The organism is Janthinobacterium sp. HH102 (assembly GCF_001758625.2).
Classification (GTDB): domain Bacteria; phylum Pseudomonadota; class Gammaproteobacteria; order Burkholderiales; family Burkholderiaceae_D; genus Janthinobacterium.
Genome location: NZ_CP062062.1, coordinates 1,158,921 through 1,182,150 on the forward strand (window position 1 = coordinate 1,158,921; position 23,230 = coordinate 1,182,150).

The window sequence follows — 23,230 nt, forward strand, 5'->3', positions numbered from 1 at the left end:
AGGAAAAGCAGTCATGAGTCAACAGCCGCCATTCAGTACCGCCTCGGGCATCCCCGTCGCCGACAACCAGAATTCCATCAGCGCCGGCCCCCGCGGCCCGCTGCTGCTGCAAGACTTTCACCTGATCGAAAAACTCCAGCATTTCAACCGCGAGCGTATCCCCGAGCGCGTCGTGCACGCCAAAGGCTCGGGCGCTTACGGCACCTTTACCGTCACGCACGACATTTCGCGCTATACCAAGGCCAAGCTGTTCAGTGAAGTGGGCAAGCAGACGGCCACCTTCGCCCGTTTCTCCACCGTCGGCGGCGAACGCGGCAGTGCGGATACGGAACGCGACCCGCGCGGCTTCGCCGTGCGTTTTTATACGGAAGAGGGTAACTGGGACCTGGTCGGCAACAACACGCCGATGTTCTTCATCAAGGACCCGATCAAGTTCCCCGATTTCGTCCACACGCAAAAGCGCGATCCGCAAAGCAACCTGAAATCGGCCGAGATGATGTTCGACTTCTGGAGCCATGCGCCGGAAAGCCTGCACCAGGTCACCATGCTGTTCTCGGACCGCGGCACGCCGGACGGCTACCGCCACATGGACGGCTTCGGCAGCCACACGTATAGCCTGATCAATGCGGACGGCCAGCGCGTGTACGTGAAGTGGCATTTCAAGACGCGCCAGGGCATCAGGAATTTGCCTGCGGCGGAGGCGGGCCGCCTGGCCGGTGCCGATCCCGACTACGCCCAGCGCGACCTGTTCGGCGCCATCGAGCGCGGCGATTTCCCCCAGTGGGAAGTCAAGCTGCAGGTGGCGACGCAGGAGCAGCTCGATGCCTGGGAGCAGCGCACGGGCTGGAACCCGTTCGACCTGACGAAGGTGTGGCCGCATGGGGACTTCCCGCTGTTGCCCGTCGGTATTTTCGAGCTGAACCGCAACCCGGACAATTACCACGCGGAAGTCGAGCAGGCAGCCTTTTCGCCGGCCAACGCCGTGCCCGGCATGGGATACTCGCCGGACAAGATGCTGCAAGGCCGCTTGTTCGCCTACCACGACGCCCAGCTGTACCGCGTCGGCACGAACCACCAGCATTTGCCCGTGAATGCGGCGCGCTGCCCCTTCCATAACCAGCAGCGCGACGGCGGCATGGCGATCCACAATGGCAGTTCTGCGCAGAATTACGCGAACGTGGCGGCGGCAGGCACGCAGCCGCAAGGGCTGGGCCATGGCGAACCGGCGCTGGCGCTGGCTGGCGGCGCGGCCCGCTACGATGGACGCGGCGTGGAAGATGATTACACGCAGGCCGGCAATCTGTTCCGCTTGATGTCGGCCCAGGCCAGGCAAAACCTGTTCGACAACCTGGCCGGCCCCCTGAGTCAGGTGCGGCCGGAAACCTTGCAGCGTCAGCTCGCTCACTTCGACCAGGCCGACCCGGCCTACGGCGCCGGCGTGCGGGCCGCCTTGCAGGCACGCGGCGTGGCACTGTAATTGTGTGTGGCAGGCGGAATAAGCTGGTTCCGCCTGTTTGATGCAGCACAAATGAGAGCTTATTAGAGCTTGATGCTAAATATTGCCGTATGGACATATTTGATGTCCATGCGTAGACTTGTCGGTCTGATGATCGCGCCGCCTTCCTGGCGGCGTCCTGACTAGAAAGTCTTGCAATATGAATATGGCGAAGCTGTGCGTACATGGGGACGACCCCACGCTCAAATCCATCCTCGAAGTCTTGCCTACCGATCCGGAGCGGCAATGGCGCAAGGGCGAGGCGAAGGGCGCGAATCGCGTGCATCTCGATTCCGGCTTCGATGTGCTGATCGCACAGGCGCCCAAATCGCAAGTGTTGCCCTCGCGCATACGCAGCTACCTGGCCGAATGCCGTTCGCGCGGCGTGACGTTCACCATGCCGCGCATCGTGGCCGAGCTGCAACTGGAGCTGAATGGCGACGACACGGTCGATGCGCCGCTCGACTTGAGCCTGGCCGACATGCAGCACCTGACGGAAATGGGCATCAGCCTGAGCCTGGTGACGCGCTGCGCCGCAGCCTGATTCCCGTGTGACACGCAAAAAAATGGCCGCCCATCAACGGGCGGCCATTTTTCGTCATGGTTCGTCGAGCTCGACGGTGACCATATTGTCATCGGGCTTGCGGTCAATCAGCTTGTTGTCGGGATCGATGCCCGCCTTGCCGGGCCGGCTGCCGACGATGACGGTGTAGCTCGCTTCACGGGCCGTCATGCGCAGGCGTTCGCGCAGCAGCGGATGGCCAGTCGCGTCGTCGACGCCGATCTCGATCCAGTCATGCAGCGGCGCGTCGTGTTCCTCGCCCTGTTCGCCGGCCGTCAATTTGCTTGCCTGCACCTTCATGGTGACGGCGTACTTGCCATCGCTGCGTTTCGTGGCCGTGGCCGACAGGGCGCGGTTGTCGAACAGCACGATTTTCTCGAACAGGTCGTCGATCAGGTAAGCCTGCTCGGGCGGCGTGACCTGGCGCAAGCCCTGGACCAGTGCCGTCACGCTCGCATACGGCGGGCCTTTCTGGCCGTAGGTTTTGAGCAGCTCGCGCAGCACGCCGTTGACCTTGTCCTCGCCGATGATGTCTTGCAGCAAGTACATGGCCAGGCTGCCCTTGTGATAGTGGATGTAGGCCTGGTTTTCATTCTCGGCCAGCGGCAATTCCTTCTTGCGCTCTCCGCTGCGCCCCATCAGGTATTGATTCAGGTCATAGCGCAGGAAACGGCGCATCTTGGCCGGTCCCACGGTCTTCTTCATCACCATCAGGGCCGAATATTCGGCCAGGGTTTCGCTGAGCACGGTGGCGCCCCGCGTATTGCCGCCCACCAGTTGATGCGCCCACCACTGGTGCGCCACTTCATGCGCCGTGATGTAGAACGGATAGTCGATGTCCTTCGGGTTCTTGTCGTCCACCTTGGCAATAAAACCCAGGCCTTCCGAGTACGGTATCGTGTTCGGGAACGATTGCGCAAACGTGGCGTAGCGGGGGAATTCGACGATGCGCAGGATCTTGTGCTGGTAGGGGCCGAAGTTCTTCGTGTAGTACTCGAGCGCTTCCTTGCTGCCGCGCACGAAACGTTCGAGGTTGTATTCATGGCCAGGATGGTAATACACGTCGATGGCCACGTCTTGCCAGCGCTCGTGCTTGACGGCGTAGCGGGCCGACTGGAACGCATAGAAATTCAGGATCGGCTGGTCCATCGTGTAATGGAAGTAATGGCGGCCCTTGGCGATCCAGTCGTTGTCCAGCATGCCCGGCGCGATGGCCGTCTGGCCGTCGACGGTGCTGACGGTGGCGTCAAAGTTGATGCGGTCGGCGTCGTTGCTGACGTAATTGTCGGCCAATCCCTTCGCATCATCGCGCGGCAAGGCCCGTTCGCGCGCGGGCAAGCCGTGTTTCTTGCGGTCGCGCGGGTCCGTCAATTCCAGCTGCGGCTGGTAACCGATGTGCGGCAGCACGGCATTCGTGAAGAAAGTGCCGTTGGCCACCACGGGCGTATCCTGGCCCAGGCCGAAGACGCCGCGCGGCGCGTAGCGGATGTCGAAATCGAGGCCCAGGGTGGCGCCCGGCGCCAGCGGCGCGGCCAGGCGGTAGCTGTAAAAGCCCAGCTTGCCGTCATCGAGGCCGGGATGCACGCGCGTATCGAAACGCAGGCGCATGGTGGCCGTCGGGTCTTGTTGCACAAAAATGTGGCTGATCGGCAAGCTGGTCTTGTTTTGCAGCAGATAGCGGCCCGTGACGGCCAGAGTGCGCTGCGCCGGGTAGATGGCCACGTCGAGTTTCACGTCGGTGATTCTCGGCTGCGGCGTGGCGGCAAACTTGCGGTACTGGCGCTCGATGCTGGCGCGGTCCGCATCGCGGGAAAATTCGGACTGGTAATCGTTGGCCACGTGGAAAACGTAAAACAGCACGCCGCCGGCGCCGACGAAGATCAGGGCGCCGCCGGCAAAGCTGGCCAGCACGCCATGCGTGAGGCCGTGGCGCGCCAGGCGCAGGCGGATGCGCCAGCTGTCCTGCGCGCCGCGGGGCCAGAACAGCAGCGACAGCACCGTCAGCATGACGGCCGCGCCGCTCCAGTACAGCAAGTACCAGCGCTCGCGCAACACAAAGTGGCCGGCGCCGTTCATGGCCGAATATACGACCTCCGGCGTGCTGCCGTACAGCAGCAGCGGGTCGCCGAGGCCCAGCGAGGAAAAGCTGATGCTGGCGATGTGGTACAGAATCATGGCGAAATACGCCAGGTATTTCTGATTGATCAGCACTTGCACGAAGATGGCCAGCACGGCGACCAGCGCATAGTAGGGCAGGTGCGACAGGAACAGCGATTCCACGTACAGGCCGGGGTCGAGGCGGTAATAGCCCTTGAAGACCTGGATCGACATGCCGCACAGCATGATGACCAGGCTTAGCAAGGCTTGCAGGCCGACCAGCGCACACAGTTTCGACAGCAGGGGCAGCCAGTTCGGCACGGGCAGGGCGTCGAGCATCAGATGCGTGCCCGCTTCCCGTTCGCGCCACACCAGCTCGCCCGCGTAGAAGGTGGTAATGATCAGCATGAACAGGGCGAACGAGGCGCTGACCATGTCCAGCACCTTTTCCGTCACGGGATAGGTATTCGTGCCGTAGATGGAGCCCATGTCCAGCGCGCCCGCATACATGGTCAGCACGCCGGCCAGCACGATGACGACGAAATAGATGTTCTTGATGGTCTCGCGCAGGTTCAGCCAGCTCATCTTGAGGAGCAGGACGGCCAGGTTGCGCTGCGCGAAGTCCGGCGTTTCCTGCGTGGACAGCGAAGCGTTCGACAGGCGCTGCGGCGCCTCGCCCTCGCTGCGGCGCCGGGCGGCGCCCGCGTCCGTCGTCGCGTGGAACTGGAAGCGCCAGTAGCCGAGCAGCAAGGCCACGAGGGCGAAGCCGGACCAGATGGCGCGGTTCAGCAGGTACACGCCTTCCAGCGTTACCAGGCGCGTGTTGCGTTCCGCGTTCGGCCAGTATTCCGTCAGGCGTATCAGCGCCGTGGTGCCGAAAGGATCGATCAGGGCGGCCAGGGTCTTGTAGTCGAGGTCGCGCGCCAGCGACGGCGCCACCAGGTAGCCTATCAGCATGACTACCGAGCTGATGTACACGGGCAGCATGCGCCGCGTCAGGGCCGCGATGACGAAGAAGATGGCGCCGAAGATGAACAGGTTGGGCAGCAGGGTAAAGACGTAGGGCATCAGGTAGGCCAGCGCCCGTTGCGGCCCCAGCCGTTCGGGATCGATGCCGGGCAGCCAGGCGCCCAGCCAGGCACCGATCACGATGCTGGAAAACACCACCGCCAGCACCAGGTAGGCGCCGAGGAAGCGGCCGAAGACGTACTGGTATTTTTTGATCGGTGCGCTGAAAAAGAAATGCTGCATGCCGTACTCGAAATCCTGCTGCACCGAGCGGCCCGTCATGGCGGCCACCACCACGGCGCCGAAGCAGCCCAGCAGGCTGCACGTGAACGCCAGCGAACGGGGGGCGTTGATCAGGAACTTGCCGCCGAAACTGATGCTCGCTTCCTTGAAGACGCCGCCGGCGGCGGCCATCCACAGCATGGCCAGCGCCAGGAACATGGCGAAATACACCCAGGTCGACAGCAGCTTGAGCCGCTGTCGCGCTTCAAAGCGGGCGATGGCAAACATGGCCGCCCCCTCAGTCGCATTGCGGGGCGACGCGGTGGCGCCCGGCAATGGTGGCGAAATACAGGTCTTCCAGGTCGCCGATGGCTTCCTCGAAGCCGTCGCCCGGGTCGTCGTCGCTGTAGACGTGGATCAGGGTGCGGCCCGACAGCAAGCGCGTGGAAATGACGGCGTGGCGCTGCTGGAAGCTGGCCAGTTCTTTCTTTTCGACGAAGCGCGCCCAGATCTTGCAGCTGACTTCATCGATCAGTTCCTGGGTCTTGCCGCACAGCAGCAAATGGCCCTTGTTGATGATGGCCATGTTGGCGCACAGGTCGGCCACGTCGGACACGATGTGGGTCGACAGGATCACCGTCTTGTCTTCGCCGATGTCGGACAGCAGATTGTGGAAGCGGACTCTCTCCTGCGGGTCGAGGCCGGCCGTCGGCTCGTCGACGATGATCAGTTTCGGGTCGCCCAGCAGGGCTTGCGCGATGCCGAAGCGCTGGCGCATGCCGCCGGAAAAGCCGCCCAGGCGCTGGTGGCGCACGTCGAACAGATTGGTTTGCTGCAATAGCCCATCGACGACTTCGCGCCGGCGCGCCCGCTGCGACAAGCCTTTTAACATGGCGAAGTGGTCGAGCAGCTCGTAGGCCGTCACTTTCGGGTACAGGCCGAAGTCTTGCGGCAGGTAGCCCAGCATGCGGCGGATTTCGTCCTTGTCGTCGAGTACGTCGTAGTCGCCGAAGAAGATGGAGCCGGAATCGCATTCCTGCAGGGTGGCCAGGGTGCGCATCAGGGTCGACTTGCCGGCGCCGTTCGGGCCCAGCAAGCCGAACATCCCGGGCGGTATCGTCAGCGAAACGTTGTCCAGCGCCACCACGCCATTGGCGTAGGTCTTCGACAATTTGCGGATCTGCAATTCCATACAACTCCTAACTCATGCGTTGCTGCCCGATGCGACAGGGCTACTCTATGCTGGCATTGTATTGAATTTAGGACGCACTGGGCAGTTGCATGCGATACACGGCATTTTCGCGTGCCCAGAGTGCAGTTGGCGAGGGCGGATGGCGGGCCGGTCCTGGTCTTGTCGGCCGCGCCACGAGAGTGTCAGTTACGGAACAAAACCGATTCCCGGTTAAACCACCAGCGGCACAGCATCAGCAGCGCGCCGGCGATCACCGTCGTCGAGGCCAGGATCACGCCGAACATGCGGTAATCCATGGTGCCTTTCACCAGTTCCTTCATGGCCAGCGACACGTTCGTCAGCGGCACCATGGCCCACATCCAGTTCAGCTCGACGCCGGGCAGCATGGCCGTCACCGTGGGCAGGATGACAAACAGCATCAGCGGCGTGATCATGCCGGCCGCCTCCTTGTAGCTCTTCGCGTAGATCGAGATCGACAGCAGCAGCGAGGCGAAGATGGCGGCCGTCGGCACCAGCATCAGGGTCACCATGGCCAGGTCGGGCAAGCCGATACTGTGCACGAGGATGGCCATGTGGCCTTCCAGCGAGCTGCCGAAGATGGCCAGCAGGACGCCCATGCTGCCCACCATCAGCACGGCGGAGGTCATGCCCACCGTAAACAGCACGAGGAACTTGGCCAGCACGATGGCGCTGCGCGGCACGGGCGCCAGCAGCAGGGTTTCCAGCGTGCCCCGTTCCTTTTCGCCGGCGCCCAGGTCGATGGCCGGATACATGGCTGCCGTCAGGCACACCATCAGCAGCAGATACGGCACCATGCCGCCGATGATGGCGCCCATCTGTTCGCGCTCGTTGGCCGTCGATTGCTTGTCGAGCACGATGGGATTGAGCGCATAGGCCAGCTGGGCAGGGCTCAGGTTCAGGGCGGACAAGGCCCCTTCGCGCAGGCTGGCGTTGTAGGCGTCGACGATTTCGCGCACGCGCTGGTGCGTCACGTCCACCGAGCTGGCGCTGTTGTAGTGCAGGGTCACCTTGGCTTGCGCCTGCTGCTTCAGCGCTTGTTCAAAATGCGGCGGGATGACGACGGCAAACTTGATGGTATCGTCGCCGATGGCGCGGCGGATGTCCGCCTCGCTGGCCAGCGGCACTTCGCGCAGGTTGTGCTGCTGCGCAAACCGCGCGCTCAGGCCCGGCGAATGGTCCTTGCCGAACAGCGCGTAGCGCAGTTCCGCCGTCTTGGCGTTCTTGAACATATTACTTGAAACATAAGCGAAGCCGCCAAAGATCAGCGGCATGGCAAAGATGGGGATGAGGATGGTGAAGATCAGCGTCTTGCGGTCGCGCGTCAGTTCCAGCAACTCTTTCAGGTAAATGGTCCACATGGTTCAGGCTCCCTGGTTGATGACGCTGACAAAGGCGTCGTACAGATCGGTACTGCCGCCCAGGTGGCGCAGTTCGTCGACCGTGCCATGGAAGGCGGTGGTGCCGCGGTTGATGATGCAGACGCGGTCGCACAGCTTTTCCACCTCGTGCAGGTGGTGCGTGGAAAAGATCAGCGGCACGCGCAGCGCCTTGTAGCTGGCGATGAAGTCGAGCAGGATCTTGGCCGACATCACGTCCAGGCCCGTGGTCGGCTCGTCGAGGATAACCACTTGCGGCTCGTGCACGACGGTGCGGGCGATCGCGCACTTCTGTTTCATGCCCGTCGACAATTGATCGGCCCGCTTGCCGCCGTATTCCTCCATGTGCAGCAGGGAAAACAGTTCGTCGCAGCGGCGTTTCAGCTTGTCGGCCGGCATGCCATGCAGGCGGCCAAAGTATTCCACGTTCTCGCGCGCCGTCAGCCGGCCGTACAAACCCGTCGAGCCGGACAAAAAACCGATGCTCTGGCGCGCCACCAGCGGCTGGCGCAGCACGTCGACGCCATTGACGAGGGCGCTGCCCGCATCGGCCTGCAAGGCCGTCGACAGCAGGCGCAGGGTGGTCGTCTTGCCGGCACCATTCGGACCCAGCAAGCCCAGCACCTCGCCCGGGGCACAGCTGAAACTGACGTCGCGCACGGCGTGGAACCAGCCCTCATGTTCGCGCGGATCGCTCACGTGCACGCCCTTGCCCTTGTGGGGCGGCATGCGGAAACGTTTTGCCAGGTGCTTGACCTCTATCATGTGTTTCATCCATTCAACGGTGAACAACGAGAGTAGCATGCAAAAAATGTAACTTGCAAGGTGGAAATATCGTTTGGTCTATTGAAAAAAACAGCATCTTCATGCAAGCTGGCCCGGTGGCGCCGGCGGACGGCGCGGGAGAGCGCAATGCAAACGATCGATCAGGCGATGCAGGACAAGGTATTGGCCGTGGCGCGCGCCGGCATGACCAGTGCCGAAGCCATCGGTTTCTTCCGCGTCAGCCTGGGACTGTACTATCTGGCCGGCCTGATGACGGAGGAAACCCTCGATTTCAAGCAGATCGACGCGAAGTACAACCGTTTTATTTACCACTCGCTAGGTGGCGGGCACAGCATCGCCAGCGTGCTGCAATTCATGAGCGGCGAGAAAGTCTTGCGCGTGCTGCAATCGGAGCGTTTTCGCGCCGCGTTTGCCCAGCACTGCCCGGACATTCCCGTCGACAGCATTTCTTTTCTGATTTCACTGAACCTGGGCGTGGCGAAAAGCCTGTCCGGGCTCGATGCCGTCGGCCCCGTGGTGGACTGGATCGAGCAGGAAAAAGCGCGCACAGGTCAATAAAGCCCCGTTCGGCCCGCGCGCGGCGTGGGGACGGCTGGCCCTGATCGTCCTATAATTCATGTTTTCCCTTACATGAATAGCCCACGATGACCGCGAACCGCCATTTTGACCCCCTGGATCGTTTGATTGTTGGCGCCGACAAGGCCTTGCGCGTCATCGCGGGCGTGGCTTCGGCCTCGCGCCCCACGCCGGCCGCGCATGCGCCCGATGCGGAGCTGAGCCCGGCCGAGCAGCGTCACAGCGCCGGCTTGATGCGCGTCAACCATGTGGGCGAAGTGTGCGCGCAAGCCTTGTACAACTCGCAGGCGCGCTATGCGCACAGCCCGGCCATCCGCGCCCAGTTCGACGAGGCGGGACGCGAAGAGGAAGACCACCTGGCCTGGACGGCGCAGCGCCTGACGGAGCTGGGCTCGCGTCTGAGCCTGCTCAATCCCCTGTGGTATGCGGGTTCGTTTGCGCTGGGCACCATCGCCGCGCGCATGGGCGACGGCCGCAGCCTGGGTTTTGTGGTGGAAACGGAACGCCAGGTGGAAGCGCACCTGGCCAGCCACCTGCAGGAATTGCCGCCGCAGGACGCCAAGTCGCGCGCCATCGTCAAGCAGATGGCCATCGACGAGGTGGAACACGGCGCCGCCGCCCAGCGATTGGGCGCCATCGACACCCCGGCGCCCGTGAAGGCGTTGATGGGCCTGATGGGGAAGGTCATGACCAAGACGGCGTATTACTTGTAGGTCGGATTAGCGCGGCAATGCCGCGCGTAATCCGACACATTGTTGGCGTTACGGGTGTCGTCGGATTACGCGCTCACGCGCTAATCCGACCTACTCCTCGATGATTTCGAAGGAATGCGTAATTTCCGCAGTCGGCGTAGGTCGGATTAGGCCGCAGGCCGTAATCCGACAACATTGTTGGCGCCGGCGGTGTCGTCGGATTACGCGCTCACGCGCTAATCCGACCTACTCCTCGATGATTTCAAAGGAATGCGTAATTTCCGCAGTTTTCGCCAGCATGATCGACGCCGAGCAATATTTGTCATGCGACAATGAAACGGCCCGTTCCACGGCCGTCGGTTTCAGGGCCTTGCCCCGCACGGTGAAGTGGAAGTGGATCTTGGTAAAGACTTTCGGATCGGTGTCGGCGCGCTCGGCCTTCAGGGTCACTTCGCAGCCACTGACGGCTTCGCGGCCCCGTTTCAGGATCAGCACCACGTCATAGGCGGTGCAGCCGCCCGTGCCCAGCAAGACCATTTCCATGGGGCGCGGCGCCAGGTTGTGGCCGCCGCCATCGGGCGCGCCATCCATGGTCACCAGGTGGCCGGAACCGGTTTCTGCCCGAAAACTCATGCCCGACGGGCCATTCCAGCTGACTTTGCATTCCATCGTACTCTCCGAAAATTGTAAGCGTTTTGTATTGTAATAGAGGAATGCTCATCCATGTGCCGGCCGCCAGCCCGCAGCCGGTCTGCATCGTGGCTTGACGCGGCAGGGCAAAGCCGCTTATACTTGTCGGCTTTCCGTTCGCTCAGGAAAAGTAAATAAGGCAGAGTCCGCACAGCAACATCGGCGGAACCACCATTTGAGCGTGTAATCTATTAGGAAGTCAACATGAAAACATTTTCCGCTAAAGGACATGAAGTCCAGCGCGATTGGTTCGTGGTTGACGCGACGGACAAAGTCCTCGGACGTGTTGCCAGCGAAGTGGCACTCCGACTGCGCGGCAAACACAAACCAGAATTTACTCCTCACGTCGATACCGGCGACTTTATCGTCGTCATCAACGCAGGCAAACTGCGTGTGACCGGTACCAAAGCTACTGAGAAAATTTACTACCGTCACTCTGGCTATCCAGGCGGCATCTACGAAACCAACTTCCAGAAAATGCAACAGCGTTTTCCAGGTCGCGCGCTTGAGAAAGCGGTCAAGGGCATGCTGCCTAAAGGCCCACTCGGCTACGCAATGATCAAGAAGCTGAAAGTGTACGCGGAAGGTTCCCATCCGCACGCTGCTCAGCAACCTAAAGCACTTGTTCTCTAAGGAACTGACATGATCGGTAATTACAATTATGGAACCGGCCGTCGCAAAAGTGCAGTGGCTCGGGTTTTTATCAAAGTTGGCACAGGCTTGATCGTTGTTAACGGCAAACCAGCAAACGAATACTTTTCGCGCGAAACGGGTCTGATGGTCATCCGTCAACCACTGGAACTGACCGGCAATGTCGAGCGTTTCGACATCAAAGTCAACGTCCATGGCGGCGGTGAGTCGGGCCAGGCTGGTGCAGTTCGTCACGGCATCACCCGCGCTCTGATCGACTACGATGCAGCGTTGAAACCGGAACTGGCGAAAGCCGGCTTCGTGACCCGCGATGCACGTGAAGTCGAGCGTAAAAAAGTTGGTCTGCGCAAAGCACGTCGCGCAAAGCAATTCTCGAAGCGTTAATTTCTACGCTACAGCACCTTCCGGGGTGCTGGTCGAAAAGCCGCTGGACTTCGGTTCCGCGGCTTTTTTGCATTTCAGCGGGATGCGCCGTTGCGCTGTAAAATACGCGGAAATCCCGCTGGGGTAGCGTTTCCCTTCATCTTTATGCAATCTATACACAAGGAAAGAACATGATCAAAGTTGGCATCGTCGGCGGCACTGGATACACGGGCGTGGAATTGCTGCGCTTGCTCGCTACCCATCCAGATGTCGAATTGACGGCGATTACCTCGCGCAAGGAAGATGGCTTGCCCGTTGCCGACATGTATCCTTCCCTGCGTGGCCACGTCAAGCTGGCGTTTTCCTCGCCGGACAAGGCGAACCTGGAACAGTGCGACGTGGTCTTCTTCGCGACCCCGCATGGTGTTGCGATGGCGCAAGCGCCAGCCCTGCTGGCCGCCGGCGTGAAAGTCATCGACCTGGCCGCTGACTTCCGCCTGAAAGACCAGGCCAAGTTCGAGCAGTGGTACAAGATTCCCCACACGGCCCCTGAACTGATAGCCGAGGCCGTGTATGGCTTGCCGGAACTGAACCGCGAAGACATCAAGCAGGCCAGGCTGATCGCCAACCCCGGTTGCTACCCGACCACCATGCAGCTGGGCTTTTACCCGCTGCTCAAGGCGGGCCTCGTCAATGCGGGCGGTTTGATCGCCGACTGCAAGTCGGGCGTGTCCGGCGCCGGCCGCAAGGCGGAAATCGGCATCCTGTTCTCGGAAAGCAGCGACAGCTTCAAGGCCTATGGCGTGGCTGGCCACCGCCACCTGCCGGAAACGACGGCGCAGCTGCAGCGTTTCACGGATGAGAAAGTGGCGCTGACCTTCACGCCGCACCTGGTGCCGATGATCCGCGGCATGCATTCGACCCTGTACGCGCAGCTGAACAAGGATGTCAGCAATGAAGAATTGCAAGCCTTGTTCGAAACGCAATACAAGGACGAGCCTTTCGTCGACGTGATGCCATTCGGCTCGCACCCGGAAACCCGTTCCACGCGCGGCTCGAACATGCTGCGCCTGGCCTTGCACCGTCCCGAGGGCGGCAATACCGTCATCGTGCTGGTGGTGCAGGATAACCTGGTCAAGGGCGCTTCTGGCCAGGCCGTGCAGTGCATGAACTTGATGTTTGGCTTGAAAGAAACGGCCGGTTTGCAACATATCGCCTTGCTGCCGTAAAAATAGGCAGCAGTGCTTGCGCGGGTCCGGCGCCTTTTTGCCGGACCTGTGCTAAATTGGACTGCCACGTATACCGACAGGATGACGTTCATGTTCGAGCGCAACGCGAAAAACCCCATCGACACCCTGATTGGCGCTTCCACGCGGATCGAGGGCGACTTGCTGTTTTGCGGCGGCTTGCGCATCGATGGCCATGTGCGCGGCAATGTCACGGGCGAGGCGGGCGAGTCCACGCACATAGTGCTGGGCGAGGCAGGGCGCATCGATGGCGAGGTGCGCTGCTCGAGCCTGGTTGTCAGTGGCGAGATCAATGGCCCTGTGTATGTGTCCGAAATGCTTGAAATCCAGCCAAAAGCCCGCATTGTAGGAGAGGTCTATTACAAGGTGCTGGAAATGCACAGCGGCGCATTGGTGCAGGGCAAGCTCAGCCGCCACGACAGCGCCGACCCCGTGCTGCACCTGGCCGTATCGGAAATGTGAGCAGGAACAACACCGGCTAGCCGCCTCTGCGGACGCCGCAGCGCGAGTTGTGCCAACAGTCTATAATGAGGCTATGTTTTCTGAGGAGTCTGAAATGAATGCAGTCGCTGAAATGCAAGATGTGATCCCTTCGCCTATCATCTTTACCGATAGCGCCGCCGAAAAAGTCGCGCAGCTGATCGAGGAAGAAGGCAATCCCGACCTGAAATTGCGCGTCTTCGTGCAGGGCGGCGGCTGTTCCGGCTTCCAGTACGGTTTCACCTTCGACGAAATCGTCAACGAAGATGACACCACCATGGTCAAGAACGGCGTTCAGCTGTTGATCGACTCCATGAGCTACCAGTACCTGGTCGGTGCGGAAATCGACTACAAGGATGACCTGGAAGGCGCGCAGTTCGTGATTAAAAACCCGACCGCGACGTCGACCTGCGGTTGCGGTTCGTCGTTCTCGGTATAAGCTGGCACACCTGAGAAAACGTCCATGGCGGCGTTGCATTGTCTCGCCGTACTCTTCGTACTGTCTTTGGCAATGCGCCTTGCCCTGAACGTTTTTTAGGCGCGCCGGTTTACAGGCGCAATATAAAAATAGCGGATCATCGATCCGCTATTTGTGTTTCTGCGCCCGCTTAGCGCGGGTAGAGCGCGCCCAGCACCCGCAAGCCCTGAGCACCCGTCACGGCCGGCAAATTGCCCGGCTTGCGCTGTGTAAAGCGCCAGGCCAGCCAGGCAAACGCCAGTGCCTCGACCTGGCTGGGCGCCACGCCCAAGGCCTCCGTCGACTCCACCGCCATGCCCGGCAATTCCCGGGCCAGCGCTGCCATCAGCGCGGCGTTCTGCGCGCCGCCGCCGCACACATACACGGTTTCCGCGTGCGCTCCGTCGCGCGCGATGGCCTGCGCCAGGCTGACGGCCGTCAGCTGCGTCAAGGTCGCCTGCACGTCGGCGGCTTGGGCGCCACGGTGATTCGCCAGCTTGCCTTGCAGCCAGTCGGCGTGGAACAGGTCGCGGCCCGTGCTTTTCGGCGCCGGCAAGTCAAAATAGGGATCGTCGAGCAAATCCGCCAGCAGGGCGGGGATGACTTGGCCCGTGGCGGCCCAGGCGCCGTTGGCATCATACGGCTGGCCCAGGTGCCGCAAGGCCCAGCCATCCATCAGCGCATTGCCGGGACCCGTGTCGTAGCCCGTCACTGTGCCGTCCGCGTGCAGCACGCTGATATTGCTGATGCCGCCGATATTGGCCAGCACGCGCGTGTGGCCGGGCAAGTTGAAAATGGCCTGGTGAAAAGCGGGCACCAGCGGCGCGCCCTGGCCGCCGGCCGCCACGTCGCGGCTGCGCAAGTCGGCGATGACGTCGATGCCCGTCAGTTCCGCCAGCAGGGCCGGGTTGTTCAACTGGCGCGTAAAGCCCAGCTCGGGGCGGTGGCGGATGGTCTGGCCATGCGCGCCGATGGCGGCGATGGCGTCCGGGCCGATGCCCGCGTCGCTCAACAGCAGGGCGACGCATTCGCCGTAATGGCGCACGAGCTGATTGGCCGCCAGCGCTTCGCGTTCGATTTCATTTTGGCCGGCACTTTGCAAGGCCATCAGGTCGGCGCGCAGGCTGGCGGGAAAGGCAATGTAGGCGTCGCCCAGGCTGCGCGTGCCGCCATCGTCGGAAAAGTCGACCAGCGCGCCATCGACGCCATCGAGGCTGGTGCCAGACATCAGACCGATATACAGCATGGGGGTTGTCCTTGAATGCATAAGTGATGGGGTGCATTGTGCCGCATTTGTGCCGTGTGCACGCGGGAAAAAACAAAGGCACCGGCCATCTGCATGGGCGGTGCCTTTATGGGTTGCCCGAAGGCAGTGTTGGAATGTCGTTTAACGCGACGCCAGTGCCGTGTCGTTCGGACGCAGCAGGGTGAAGCGGTGCATCATGTCGGCGGAGACCATGCGGAAGCGGCTCAGCTCGGCGGCCGTCAATGGCGCCTGGGCTTGTACGTTCAGCTTGCTTGGATCTTGTGCCACGCCGCCGACACGGAATTCATAGTGCAAATGGGCGCCCGTGGACCAGCCGGTGGTGCCGACGTAGCCGATCACATCGCCCTGGCTGACTTTTTGACCTTTTTTCAGGCCCGAAGCGAAGCGGCTCATGTGGGCGTAGGCGGTGCTGTAGTTGGCCCAGTGTTTCAGAACAACAACATTACCGTAGCCGTTCTGGCTGCCGACGGAATCGACGACGCCGTCACCGGAAGCGCGGATAGGCGTGCCCGTTGCCGCGGCGAAATCGATGCCCTTGTGCGCTTTCCAGTTGCCGGAAATCGGGTGCACGCGCATGGAGAAGCCGGACGAGATGCGGGAAAATTCGAGGGGAGATTTCAGGAAGGCTTTTTTGAGGGACTTGCCGTCGAAACTGTAGTAACCGCCGCCTTGCTTGCTGGCTGGGTCTTCGAACCAAACGGACTGGTAAGTCGTGCCGCGGTTGGTGAATTCACCGGCCAGGATGCGGCCCGCTCGGACAAATTCGCCATCTTGCCAGAATGTTTCGTAAACAACATTAAACGAGTCGCCGCGTTTCAGGTCGGAACGGAAGTCGATATTGGTCGAGAACATTTCCACGATTTGCGCGGAAATCGAGTCTGGCAGGCGGGTGCCGTCCAGGCTGGAGTCGGTAGCGGCGAACAGGGTGGAGGTAATCTTGCGCGCGTGCATTTCAACGCGGCGTTCCAGCTGGGCTGCCACTTCCGTGGCCACGAACTTGTCGCCCTTGCGGGTGATCAGGATGTTCTTGACCGATTTGTCGGTGCCGTCGACGAGGGTGGCGCGCATCCAGTTGAGGTCGCCGTTTTCGGACGTTTGCGCTTGCACGCGCTTGCCCGATTTGAGCAACATCACGCCGCGCGCGATCTTGTCGGTTTTAATGAAATTGGCGGCCGCCGGATCATCCACGCCGAGACGGGTCAGCAGGGTGGCGAGGGTATCGCCAGCGCGGACTTTTTCTTCGTGGGTGAAATTCTGGTCTACCTGTTCCATCGCGGAAATCTGCGAGGCGAGATCAGGCATTTCCAGGTTCTGGGCGATGGACGTGACCGGCAAGTCCGATGCGTCGGGCGCCATGGGCGACACAGCGACCGCGCCGAAGGCGGCCACGGCGAGCAGCACTGCGGACGCGCCAATAATGCGCGCCTTGCGTGTCGTCGTCAGCTGTGTGTACAAGCGTGAGCCTGTGATTTTATGTATAGGGTTCATGCAATCAGTTAAAATTTGCCCTTGAACGATTCGTGAACTAGTGCTCTTTGTTATTGTTATTTTAGTTCGCTCATACGGCAAGATTGATGGGATCGAGCATTATAACAAACTCCGCAAACCTACTACCATTTTGAGATCTACAGTCAAATTTTATGGAAATCAACACCACCGCATCGCCTACAAAGGCTAACGCCGCTCAGACCGCGCTTCCACTGTCGGACAGAGTACAAGAAGCCCTCGCGATTACCAAGCGTGGCGTCGACGAACTCTTGATCGAAAGCGAATTTGCGCAAAAATTAGCGCGCTCCGAGAAAACCGGTGTTCCACTGCGCATCAAACTGGGCCTGGACCCGACTGCACCCGACTTGCATCTGGGCCACACTGTCGTGCTGAACAAGATGCGCCAGCTGCAAAACCTGGGCCATCAAGTCATTTTCCTGATCGGCGACTTTACTTCCATGATCGGCGACCCTTCGGGCCGCAACGTCACGCGTCCGCCGCTGACGAAGGAACAGATCGAGATTAACGCGATGACGTATTTCGCGCAAGCATCTTTAGTGTTGGACGCCAGCAAGACTGAAATCCGTTATAACTCCGAATGGTGCGATCCGCTGGGCGCGCGCGGCATCATCCAGCTCGCTTCCCACTACACGGTGGCGCGCATGATCGAGCGCGACGACTTCACCAAGCGCTTCCAAGGCGGCATTCCTATTTCCGTCCATGAATTCCTGTACCCGCTGATGCAGGGTTACGACTCGGTGGCCCTGAAATCGGACCTGGAACTGGGCGGCACGGACCAGAAGTTCAACCTGCTGGTGGGCCGCGAACTGCAAAAGCAGTATGGACAGGAGCAGCAGTGTATTTTGACCATGCCGCTGCTGGAAGGTTTGGACGGCGTGGAAAAAATGTCCAAGTCGAAGAATAACTACATCGGCATCACGGAACCGGGCAACACCATGTTCGCCAAGCTGATGAGCATTTCCGACGTCATGATGTGGCGCTACTACGAGTTGCTGTCGTGGCGCTCGATCGCCGAACTGGCCCAGCTGAAGCGCGAAGTCGAGGAAGGCCGCAATCCGCGCGATGCCAAGGTTGCGCTGGCGCAAGAAATCGTCGCCCGCTTCCACTCGCAGCAGGCGGCCGAAGATGCGCTGGTCGACTTCGTCAACCGCTCGAAGGGCGGCATTCCCGACGATATCCCGGAAGTGACCCTGGCCGGCGCCCCGCTGGGCATCCCGCAATTGCTGAAACAGGCGGGCCTGTGCCCGTCGACGTCGGAAGCCATGCGCATGATCGAGCAGGGCGGCGTGCGCATCGACGGCACCGTCATCAGCGACAAGGGCCTGCAAGTGGCGGCTGGCGAATTCGTGTTGCAAGTTGGCAAGCGCAAATTTGCGCGCGTCACTTTGACGGCATGATCGCGCTGCTGCAGCGCGTCACGCAGGCGAAAGTCGACGTTGCCGGCGCCACCATCGGCGCCATCGACGCCGGCCTGATGGTGCTCGTGTGCGCCGAGCGAGGCGATACGGAGAAGGAAGCCGATGCCCTGCTGGCCAAGCTGCTCGGCTACCGCGTGTTTGCCGACGAAGCGGGCAAGATGAACCGCAGCGTGACGGACGTGGCCGGCGGCTTGCTGCTGGTGCCGCAGTTCACGCTGGCGGCCGACACCAAGTCCGGCACGCGCCCGTCGTTTACGCCGGCCGCCGCGCCGCAGGACGGCTTGCGCCTGTTCACGCATTTCGTGGACCAGGCGCGCGGCCGCCATGCGACCGTGCAAACGGGGCAGTTCGGCGCCGACATGCAGGTGTCGCTCACCAATGACGGCCCTGTCACATTCTGGCTGCAGGTGAACGCTAAATAAGCGTCAAACAATAACTATAAAGAGGAGCAAGCGATGAAATTATGGAGCGAGACGTTTCGTGATGGCGGCCTGATGCCGGCCGACTATGCTTTTGCCGAGATCGATCCGGCCAGCCGCGTGCGCCTCGCCGGCAACCGCAATCCCCATCTGGCCTGGGACGAGGTGCCCAACGGCACCGAGTCGCTGGCCCTGTTCTGCATCGATTCCGATGCGCCGCAAGACGCCCGCCTGGCCAACCGCGACGACCAGTCCCTGCCGCTGACGGCGCTGCGCGGCGACTTTTATCACTGGAGTTTGCTCGACTTGTCGCCCGCCATGCGTGCTATTGCCGCCGGCGAATTTTCCAGCGGCATCACGCCGCGCGGCAAGGCTGCAGGTACTGGACTGCGCCAGGGCATCAACGACTACACGGGCTGGTTTGCCGGCGACGCCGCCATGGCCGGCGATTATTACGGCTATGATGGCCCGTGCCCGCCGTGGAATGACGAGCGCATCCACCACTATATTTTCCGCCTGTATGCGCTCGACGTGCCGCGCCTGGAGCTGCCCGAGCGTTTTACGGGGCAGCAAGCCCATGCCGCGCTCTACGGCCACATCCTCGACGAAGTCCAGCTCGTCGTCGCCTACTCGCTCAACCCCGAGTTGGCACTTACCCTGAAGAAATAACGCATGAGCACCACGATTTTATTGATACGCCATGGCGAAACGGCCTGGAATGCGGGCCGCCGCCTGCAGGGCCATATCGACATCGCCCTGAACGAGGCGGGCCTGGCGCAAGCGGCCGCGCTGGGGCAGGCGCTGGCCGACGAAGCACTGGCCGCCATCATCGCCAGCGATCTGCAGCGCGCGCAGCAGACGGCGCAAGCCGTTGCTCAGTTGAAAGATTTACCCGTGCAGACCGACCCCTTGCTGCGCGAGCGCTGCTATGGCGCTTTCGAAGGCTTGCTGTATGCGGACATCGCCGCGCGCTATCCGCACGAGTATGCGCAATGGCAATCGCGCCAGATCGACGCCGTGATGCCGTCGGGCGAGCGCGACGCGGAGAGCTTCCGCCAGTTTTACGCACGCGCGAATGGCGCCATCGCCCGCTGGGCCGAACGCTATGACGGCCAGACGATCGCCATCGTGGCGCACGGCGGCGTGCTCGAGTGCGCTTACCGCGAGGCGGTCGGCATGACGCTCGACAGTCCGCGCGACTTCCAGGTCAAGAATGCCAGCGTCAACCGCTTCTCGTATGCGGACGGCAAGCTGCATTTAGTGCACTGGGGAAATATCGAGCACCTGAGCGCGCCCGCGATGGACGAGCTGGGGTAAGAGTGCCCTAAGCGGCGCCATCCTCACTCTGACGCACTGATCCAAAAAAATAGTGCTTATTAAATAGGCAGGGAATCGGTTAAAATAGCAGGTTCCTCCGTCCATTCCAGGTTCTTCAGTGCAAATCGGCCCTCACATTCTGCGCAACAATGTTTTCGTCGCTCCCATGGCGGGCGTGACGGATCGGCCTTTCCGCCAGTTGTGCAAGCAGCTGGGTGCCGGCTATGCCGTGTCGGAGATGGCGGCGTCGAATCCGCGCCTGTGGGCAACGGAAAAAAGCGCGCGCCGCACGGATCACGACGGCGAAATGGAGCCGAAAGCCGTGCAGATCGCCGGCGCCGATCCGCAAGACCTGGCCGACTGCGCCAAGTTCAACGTGGACAGGGGCGCGCAGATCATCGACATCAACATGGGTTGCCCCGTCAAAAAGGTGTGCAACAGCTGGTGCGGTTCGGCCCTGCTGCAAGATGAAAGCCTGGTCGAAAAGATCCTGCACGCCGTCGTCAACGCCGTCGACGTGCCCGTCACCCTGAAGTTTCGCACGGGTTGGAACCGTTCCAACAAGAATGCCCTGACCATCGCCCGCATCGCCGAGCAAGCGGGCATCCAGATGCTGACCCTGCACGGCCGTACGCGTGCCGATGGCTACAAGGGCGATGCCGAATATGAAACGATTGCCGCCGTGAAAGCATCGGTGGGCATTCCCGTGGTGGCCAACGGCGACATTACCAGTCCGGAAAAGGCCCGTTTTGTGCTCGATCAAACGGGCGCCGATGCCGTCATGATCGGCCGCGCGGCGCAGGGCCGGCCGTGGATTTGCCGCGAGATCGACCATTTCCTGCGCACCGGCACCTTGTTGCCGGCGCCGTATGTGGATGAAGTGCGGACCTTGATGGACGAGCATTTGCGCGCCCATTATGCGTTTTATGGCGAGTTTCTCGGCGTGCGCACGGCGCGCAAGCACATCGGCTGGTACGTCAAGGATCTGGAAGGCGGCGAAGCGTTCCGCCAGGAAATGAACTTGCTGGAGTCGACGGATGCGCAGTTGCTGGCCGTCGATCAATTTTTTGAGTCGCAATGGAAATTTGGCGAACGGTTACAATACCGCCTCGCCGAATCCAGTGAAAGTGGCCTGATCGATGCGATCAAACCTGCGGCCACGGCAGCATGAGCAGATAGCAACAAGCAGGGTAAATCAGTTAGCAGCAGTACAAGGGCGAACGCCTATACAGAGCGTCATGCAATATTAATTACAACACCGAGGCAAGAGGGCAGCACGCGGACCGCATGAGCGGCGCGGCGCCGGATGGCCAGGTGTTCAGCCGGTTGAAGCATAAAAATGAGCAAAGAAAGCATTCAGGAAGTCGTACAGAAAAGTCTAGAAGATTACTTCAATGACCTGGGCGAACAGCAAGCATCGAATATCTACGACATGGTCGTGCTGACCGTGGAAAAGCCCATCCTGGAAGTCGTGATGACACGCGCCGATGGCAACCAGTCGCACGCCGCGCAGATGCTGGGCATCAACCGCAATACCCTGCGCAAGAAATTGCAGGAGCACGGTTTGCTGTAATGCCGGCATGCAAGTGACGCCAAGATTTGAATCCGCCGCAGCGGGCCCGGCCTGATAGCTGATTGCTGCGCCATTCGCCAAGAACACTTAACCACCTAGCCACAGCCATGATCAAACAAGCTCTCCTCTCCGTTTCCGACAAGACCGGCGTTCTCGACTTCGCCCGCGCCCTGTCCGCCCTCGGCGTCAACCTCCTGTCCACCGGCGGCACCGCCAAATTGCTGGCAGACAACGGTGTTCCTGTCACGGAAGTTGCCGATTACACGGGTTTCCCGGAGATGCTCGATGGCCGTGTGAAGACCCTGCACCCGAAAGTGCACGGCGGTATCCTGGCGCGCCGCGATTTCCCTGAGCACATGTCGAAACTGGTCGAGCACGACATGCCGACCATCGACATGGTGGTGGTCAACCTGTACCCGTTCCAGGGCACGGTCGCCAAGGCCGATTGCACGCTGGAAGACGCGATCGAAAACATCGATATCGGCGGCCCGACCATGCTGCGTTCGGCGGCCAAGAACCACAAGGATGTGGTCGTCATCTGCGACCCGACCGACTACGACGCGGTGCTGGCGGAAATGCGCTCGGCCGATGGCCAGGCCGGCGACGTCAGCTATGACACCAAGTTCATGCTGGCGAAAAAAGTCTTTGCGCACACGGCGCAATACGACGGCGCCATCACCAACTACCTGACCAGCCTGGGCCCGACGAAGGTGCACGCCGAGCGCGGCGCTTACCCGCAAATCCTGAACGTTGCATTTGAGAAAGTGCAAGACATGCGCTACGGCGAAAACCCGCACCAGAGCGCCGCCTTCTACCGCGACCTCGTCACCACCGATGGCGCGCTGGCCAACTACCGTCAGCTGCAGGGCAAGGAATTGTCGTACAACAACATCGCCGATGCCGATGCGGCCTGGGAATGCGTGAAGAGCATGGGCGGCTTCGAGCAAAGCGCCGCCTGCGTCATCGTCAAGCATGCGAACCCGTGCGGCGTGGCTCTGGGCAAGAACGCGGCGGAAGCGTACGCGCGCGCCCTGCAGACGGACCCGACCTCCGCATTCGGCGGCATCATCGCGTTTAATACCGAACTCGACGGCGCCACCGCCGGCGAAATCGCCAAGCTGTTCGTGGAAGTGCTGATCGCCCCGTCGTTCTCCGCCGAAGCGAAACAGATTCTGTCGAGCAAGCAAAACGTGCGCATGCTGGAAATCCCGCTGGGCAGCGGCGTGCACGCCATGGACTTCAAGCGCGTCGGTGGCGGCTTGCTGGTGCAATCGCCGGACGCGAAAAACGTCGGCATCGGCGACTTGCGCGTGGTCAGCAAGCTGCAGCCGACGCCGCAGCAACTGGCCGACCTGATGTTCGCCTGGAAAGTGGCGAAATTCGTCAAGTCGAACGCCATCGTTTTCTGCGGCAATAACATGACCCTGGGCGTGGGCGCAGGCCAGATGAGCCGTATCGACTCGGCCCGCATCGCTTCCATCAAGGCGCAAAACGCGGGCCTGTCGCTGACCGGTTCCGTGGTGGCGTCGGACGCCTTCTTCCCGTTCCGCGATGGCCTCGACGTTGTCGTCGACGCGGGCGCGACCTGCGTGATCCACCCGGGCGGCTCCATGCGCGACCAGGAAGTGATCGATGCGGCGGACGAGCGCGGCGTCGTCATGTTGTATACCGGAACGCGTCACTTCCGTCATTGATAGTGAAGAGAGTAGGTCGGATTAGCGGGGCCGAAGGCCGCGCGTAATCCGACAAGCGCAGTTGGCGACGCATGTCGGATTACGCGTACCGCTAATCCGACCTACAGCTCTCGATAAG

General features: G+C 61.3%; 23 protein-coding genes. 16 read left to right on the forward strand and 7 right to left on the reverse strand.

The genetic code is table 11. The features are described 5' to 3' along the window. Nucleotides 1-13 precede the first annotated feature (13 nt). Nucleotides 14-1,477, forward strand: a complete 1,464-nt coding sequence (locus JAB4_RS05255) for a catalase (protein WP_070222730.1) — start codon at nucleotides 14-16, stop codon at nucleotides 1,475-1,477. Nucleotides 1,478-1,655: 178 nt separating this feature from the next. After that, nucleotides 1,656-2,039 carry a hypothetical protein gene (locus JAB4_RS05260; RefSeq protein WP_070222728.1) on the forward strand — a complete coding sequence of 128 codons (384 nt, stop codon included), beginning with the start codon at nucleotides 1,656-1,658 and terminating at the stop codon, nucleotides 2,037-2,039. A 54-nt stretch (nucleotides 2,040-2,093) separates the two neighbouring features. On the opposite strand, the gene JAB4_RS05265 is transcribed toward JAB4_RS05260, so the two are convergent. From JAB4_RS05265 to JAB4_RS05280, 4 genes are all read right to left on the reverse strand, one after another. Continuing rightward, nucleotides 2,094-5,672: an ABC transporter permease gene (locus JAB4_RS05265; protein WP_070222866.1), complete on the reverse strand. Its 3,579-nt coding sequence runs from the start codon at nucleotides 5,670-5,672 to the stop codon at nucleotides 2,094-2,096. A 10-nt stretch (nucleotides 5,673-5,682) separates the two neighbouring features. After that, the gene (locus JAB4_RS05270; protein ID WP_070222726.1) at nucleotides 5,683-6,576 is read right to left on the reverse strand and encodes an ABC transporter ATP-binding protein; all 894 of its coding nucleotides are present in this window, start codon (nucleotides 6,574-6,576) and stop codon (nucleotides 5,683-5,685) included. A 182-nt stretch (nucleotides 6,577-6,758) separates the two neighbouring features. Next, the gene (locus JAB4_RS05275; protein WP_070222724.1) at nucleotides 6,759-7,955 is read right to left on the reverse strand and encodes an ABC transporter permease; all 1,197 of its coding nucleotides are present in this window, start codon (nucleotides 7,953-7,955) and stop codon (nucleotides 6,759-6,761) included. Nucleotides 7,956-7,958: 3 nt separating this feature from the next. Continuing rightward, nucleotides 7,959-8,738: an ATP-binding cassette domain-containing protein gene (locus JAB4_RS05280; RefSeq protein WP_070222722.1), complete on the reverse strand. Its 780-nt coding sequence runs from the start codon at nucleotides 8,736-8,738 to the stop codon at nucleotides 7,959-7,961. Nucleotides 8,739-8,885: 147 nt separating this feature from the next. On the opposite strand from JAB4_RS05280, the gene JAB4_RS05285 reads away from it, so the two are divergent. Further along, nucleotides 8,886-9,317, forward strand: coding sequence for a hypothetical protein (locus JAB4_RS05285; protein WP_070222720.1), 432 nt, complete (start codon nucleotides 8,886-8,888; stop codon nucleotides 9,315-9,317). A gap of 86 nt (nucleotides 9,318-9,403) precedes the next feature. Further along, nucleotides 9,404-10,048: a 2-polyprenyl-3-methyl-6-methoxy-1,4-benzoquinone monooxygenase gene (gene coq7, locus JAB4_RS05290; protein WP_070222718.1), complete on the forward strand. Its 645-nt coding sequence runs from the start codon at nucleotides 9,404-9,406 to the stop codon at nucleotides 10,046-10,048. 225 nt (nucleotides 10,049-10,273) lie between these two features. Here the strand turns inward: coq7 and JAB4_RS05295 are convergent, their stop codons facing one another. Beyond that, nucleotides 10,274-10,696 (reverse strand): OsmC family protein, encoded by a 423-nt coding sequence (locus tag JAB4_RS05295; protein ID WP_070222716.1) that lies wholly within the window; start codon nucleotides 10,694-10,696, stop codon nucleotides 10,274-10,276. Between the two features lie 225 nt (nucleotides 10,697-10,921). On the opposite strand from JAB4_RS05295, the gene rplM reads away from it, so the two are divergent. The 5 genes from rplM to erpA all read left to right on the forward strand — a co-directional run bounded on the left by rplM (nucleotide 10,922) and on the right by erpA (nucleotide 13,897). After that, entirely contained in the window at nucleotides 10,922-11,350 is a 429-nt protein-coding gene (gene rplM / locus JAB4_RS05300) for a 50S ribosomal protein L13 (protein ID WP_010393282.1), read from the forward strand. Between the two features lie 9 nt (nucleotides 11,351-11,359). Further along, nucleotides 11,360-11,752: a 30S ribosomal protein S9 gene (rpsI, locus tag JAB4_RS05305; protein WP_010393285.1), complete on the forward strand. Its 393-nt coding sequence runs from the start codon at nucleotides 11,360-11,362 to the stop codon at nucleotides 11,750-11,752. A 170-nt stretch (nucleotides 11,753-11,922) separates the two neighbouring features. Continuing rightward, nucleotides 11,923-12,960, forward strand: a complete 1,038-nt coding sequence (gene argC, locus JAB4_RS05310) for an N-acetyl-gamma-glutamyl-phosphate reductase (protein ID WP_070222714.1) — start codon at nucleotides 11,923-11,925, stop codon at nucleotides 12,958-12,960. 90 nt (nucleotides 12,961-13,050) lie between these two features. Then, complete coding sequence (locus JAB4_RS05315) at nucleotides 13,051-13,440, forward strand: polymer-forming cytoskeletal protein (RefSeq protein ID WP_070222864.1); 390 nt, start codon at nucleotides 13,051-13,053, stop codon at nucleotides 13,438-13,440. Between the two features lie 94 nt (nucleotides 13,441-13,534). Further along, the gene (gene erpA, locus JAB4_RS05320) at nucleotides 13,535-13,897 is read left to right on the forward strand and encodes an iron-sulfur cluster insertion protein ErpA (protein ID WP_029496047.1); all 363 of its coding nucleotides are present in this window, start codon (nucleotides 13,535-13,537) and stop codon (nucleotides 13,895-13,897) included. A 169-nt stretch (nucleotides 13,898-14,066) separates the two neighbouring features. Here erpA and JAB4_RS05325 read toward each other — a convergent pair whose 3' ends face one another. Both JAB4_RS05325 and JAB4_RS05330 read right to left on the reverse strand, forming a co-directional pair. Next, nucleotides 14,067-15,161: an anhydro-N-acetylmuramic acid kinase gene (locus JAB4_RS05325; RefSeq protein WP_070222712.1), complete on the reverse strand. Its 1,095-nt coding sequence runs from the start codon at nucleotides 15,159-15,161 to the stop codon at nucleotides 14,067-14,069. A 141-nt stretch (nucleotides 15,162-15,302) separates the two neighbouring features. Further along, a complete protein-coding gene (locus JAB4_RS05330) occupies nucleotides 15,303-16,670 on the reverse strand; it encodes a M23 family metallopeptidase (protein ID WP_070222709.1) in 1,368 nt (455 codons plus the stop codon). Nucleotides 16,671-16,822: 152 nt separating this feature from the next. Between JAB4_RS05330 and tyrS the strand changes: the two genes are divergently transcribed. The 7 genes from tyrS (at nucleotide 16,823) to purH (ending at nucleotide 23,112) form a co-directional block, all read left to right on the forward strand. Continuing rightward, entirely contained in the window at nucleotides 16,823-18,088 is a 1,266-nt protein-coding gene (tyrS, locus tag JAB4_RS05335; RefSeq protein WP_070222707.1) for a tyrosine--tRNA ligase, read from the forward strand. Further along, nucleotides 18,085-18,531 (forward strand): D-aminoacyl-tRNA deacylase, encoded by a 447-nt coding sequence (gene dtd, locus JAB4_RS05340; protein WP_070222705.1) that lies wholly within the window; start codon nucleotides 18,085-18,087, stop codon nucleotides 18,529-18,531. Before tyrS ends, dtd begins: the two co-directional genes overlap by 4 nt. A gap of 33 nt (nucleotides 18,532-18,564) precedes the next feature. Continuing rightward, the gene (locus JAB4_RS05345; protein WP_070222703.1) at nucleotides 18,565-19,197 is read left to right on the forward strand and encodes a YbhB/YbcL family Raf kinase inhibitor-like protein; all 633 of its coding nucleotides are present in this window, start codon (nucleotides 18,565-18,567) and stop codon (nucleotides 19,195-19,197) included. A gap of 3 nt (nucleotides 19,198-19,200) precedes the next feature. Beyond that, nucleotides 19,201-19,845 (forward strand): histidine phosphatase family protein, encoded by a 645-nt coding sequence (locus JAB4_RS05350; RefSeq protein WP_070222701.1) that lies wholly within the window; start codon nucleotides 19,201-19,203, stop codon nucleotides 19,843-19,845. Nucleotides 19,846-19,963: 118 nt separating this feature from the next. After that, a complete protein-coding gene (dusB, locus tag JAB4_RS05355; protein WP_071650233.1) occupies nucleotides 19,964-21,016 on the forward strand; it encodes a tRNA dihydrouridine synthase DusB in 1,053 nt (350 codons plus the stop codon). A gap of 168 nt (nucleotides 21,017-21,184) precedes the next feature. Next, complete coding sequence (locus JAB4_RS05360) at nucleotides 21,185-21,418, forward strand: helix-turn-helix domain-containing protein (RefSeq protein ID WP_008445162.1); 234 nt, start codon at nucleotides 21,185-21,187, stop codon at nucleotides 21,416-21,418. Nucleotides 21,419-21,525: 107 nt separating this feature from the next. Then, a complete protein-coding gene (purH, locus tag JAB4_RS05365; protein ID WP_070222699.1) occupies nucleotides 21,526-23,112 on the forward strand; it encodes a bifunctional phosphoribosylaminoimidazolecarboxamide formyltransferase/IMP cyclohydrolase in 1,587 nt (528 codons plus the stop codon). Nucleotides 23,113-23,230: the final 118 nt, after the last annotated feature.

What these genes read in the sequence shown, in the direction of transcription:
- JAB4_RS05255 (WP_070222730.1), top strand. Translation starts at nt 14, where the DNA reads ATGAGTCAACAGCCGCCATTCAGTACCGCCTCGGGCATCCCCGTCGCC.
- JAB4_RS05260 (WP_070222728.1), top strand. Translation starts at nt 1,656, where the DNA reads ATGAATATGGCGAAGCTGTGCGTACATGGGGACGACCCCACGCTCAAA.
- JAB4_RS05265 (WP_070222866.1), bottom strand. Translation starts at nt 5,672, where the DNA reads ATGTTTGCCATCGCCCGCTTTGAAGCGCGACAGCGGCTCAAGCTGCTG.
- JAB4_RS05270 (WP_070222726.1), bottom strand. Translation starts at nt 6,576, where the DNA reads ATGGAATTGCAGATCCGCAAATTGTCGAAGACCTACGCCAATGGCGTG.
- JAB4_RS05275 (WP_070222724.1), bottom strand. Translation starts at nt 7,955, where the DNA reads ATGTGGACCATTTACCTGAAAGAGTTGCTGGAACTGACGCGCGACCGC.
- JAB4_RS05280 (WP_070222722.1), bottom strand. Translation starts at nt 8,738, where the DNA reads ATGATAGAGGTCAAGCACCTGGCAAAACGTTTCCGCATGCCGCCCCAC.
- JAB4_RS05285 (WP_070222720.1), top strand. Translation starts at nt 8,886, where the DNA reads ATGCAAACGATCGATCAGGCGATGCAGGACAAGGTATTGGCCGTGGCG.
- coq7 (WP_070222718.1), top strand. Translation starts at nt 9,404, where the DNA reads ATGACCGCGAACCGCCATTTTGACCCCCTGGATCGTTTGATTGTTGGC.
- JAB4_RS05295 (WP_070222716.1), bottom strand. Translation starts at nt 10,696, where the DNA reads ATGGAATGCAAAGTCAGCTGGAATGGCCCGTCGGGCATGAGTTTTCGG.
- rplM (WP_010393282.1), top strand. Translation starts at nt 10,922, where the DNA reads ATGAAAACATTTTCCGCTAAAGGACATGAAGTCCAGCGCGATTGGTTC.
- rpsI (WP_010393285.1), top strand. Translation starts at nt 11,360, where the DNA reads ATGATCGGTAATTACAATTATGGAACCGGCCGTCGCAAAAGTGCAGTG.
- argC (WP_070222714.1), top strand. Translation starts at nt 11,923, where the DNA reads ATGATCAAAGTTGGCATCGTCGGCGGCACTGGATACACGGGCGTGGAA.
- JAB4_RS05315 (WP_070222864.1), top strand. Translation starts at nt 13,051, where the DNA reads ATGTTCGAGCGCAACGCGAAAAACCCCATCGACACCCTGATTGGCGCT.
- erpA (WP_029496047.1), top strand. Translation starts at nt 13,535, where the DNA reads ATGAATGCAGTCGCTGAAATGCAAGATGTGATCCCTTCGCCTATCATC.
- JAB4_RS05325 (WP_070222712.1), bottom strand. Translation starts at nt 15,161, where the DNA reads ATGCTGTATATCGGTCTGATGTCTGGCACCAGCCTCGATGGCGTCGAT.
- JAB4_RS05330 (WP_070222709.1), bottom strand. Translation starts at nt 16,670, where the DNA reads ATGAACCCTATACATAAAATCACAGGCTCACGCTTGTACACACAGCTG.
- tyrS (WP_070222707.1), top strand. Translation starts at nt 16,823, where the DNA reads ATGGAAATCAACACCACCGCATCGCCTACAAAGGCTAACGCCGCTCAG.
- dtd (WP_070222705.1), top strand. Translation starts at nt 18,085, where the DNA reads ATGATCGCGCTGCTGCAGCGCGTCACGCAGGCGAAAGTCGACGTTGCC.
- JAB4_RS05345 (WP_070222703.1), top strand. Translation starts at nt 18,565, where the DNA reads ATGAAATTATGGAGCGAGACGTTTCGTGATGGCGGCCTGATGCCGGCC.
- JAB4_RS05350 (WP_070222701.1), top strand. Translation starts at nt 19,201, where the DNA reads ATGAGCACCACGATTTTATTGATACGCCATGGCGAAACGGCCTGGAAT.
- JAB4_RS05360 (WP_008445162.1), top strand. Translation starts at nt 21,185, where the DNA reads ATGAGCAAAGAAAGCATTCAGGAAGTCGTACAGAAAAGTCTAGAAGAT.
- purH (WP_070222699.1), top strand. Translation starts at nt 21,526, where the DNA reads ATGATCAAACAAGCTCTCCTCTCCGTTTCCGACAAGACCGGCGTTCTC.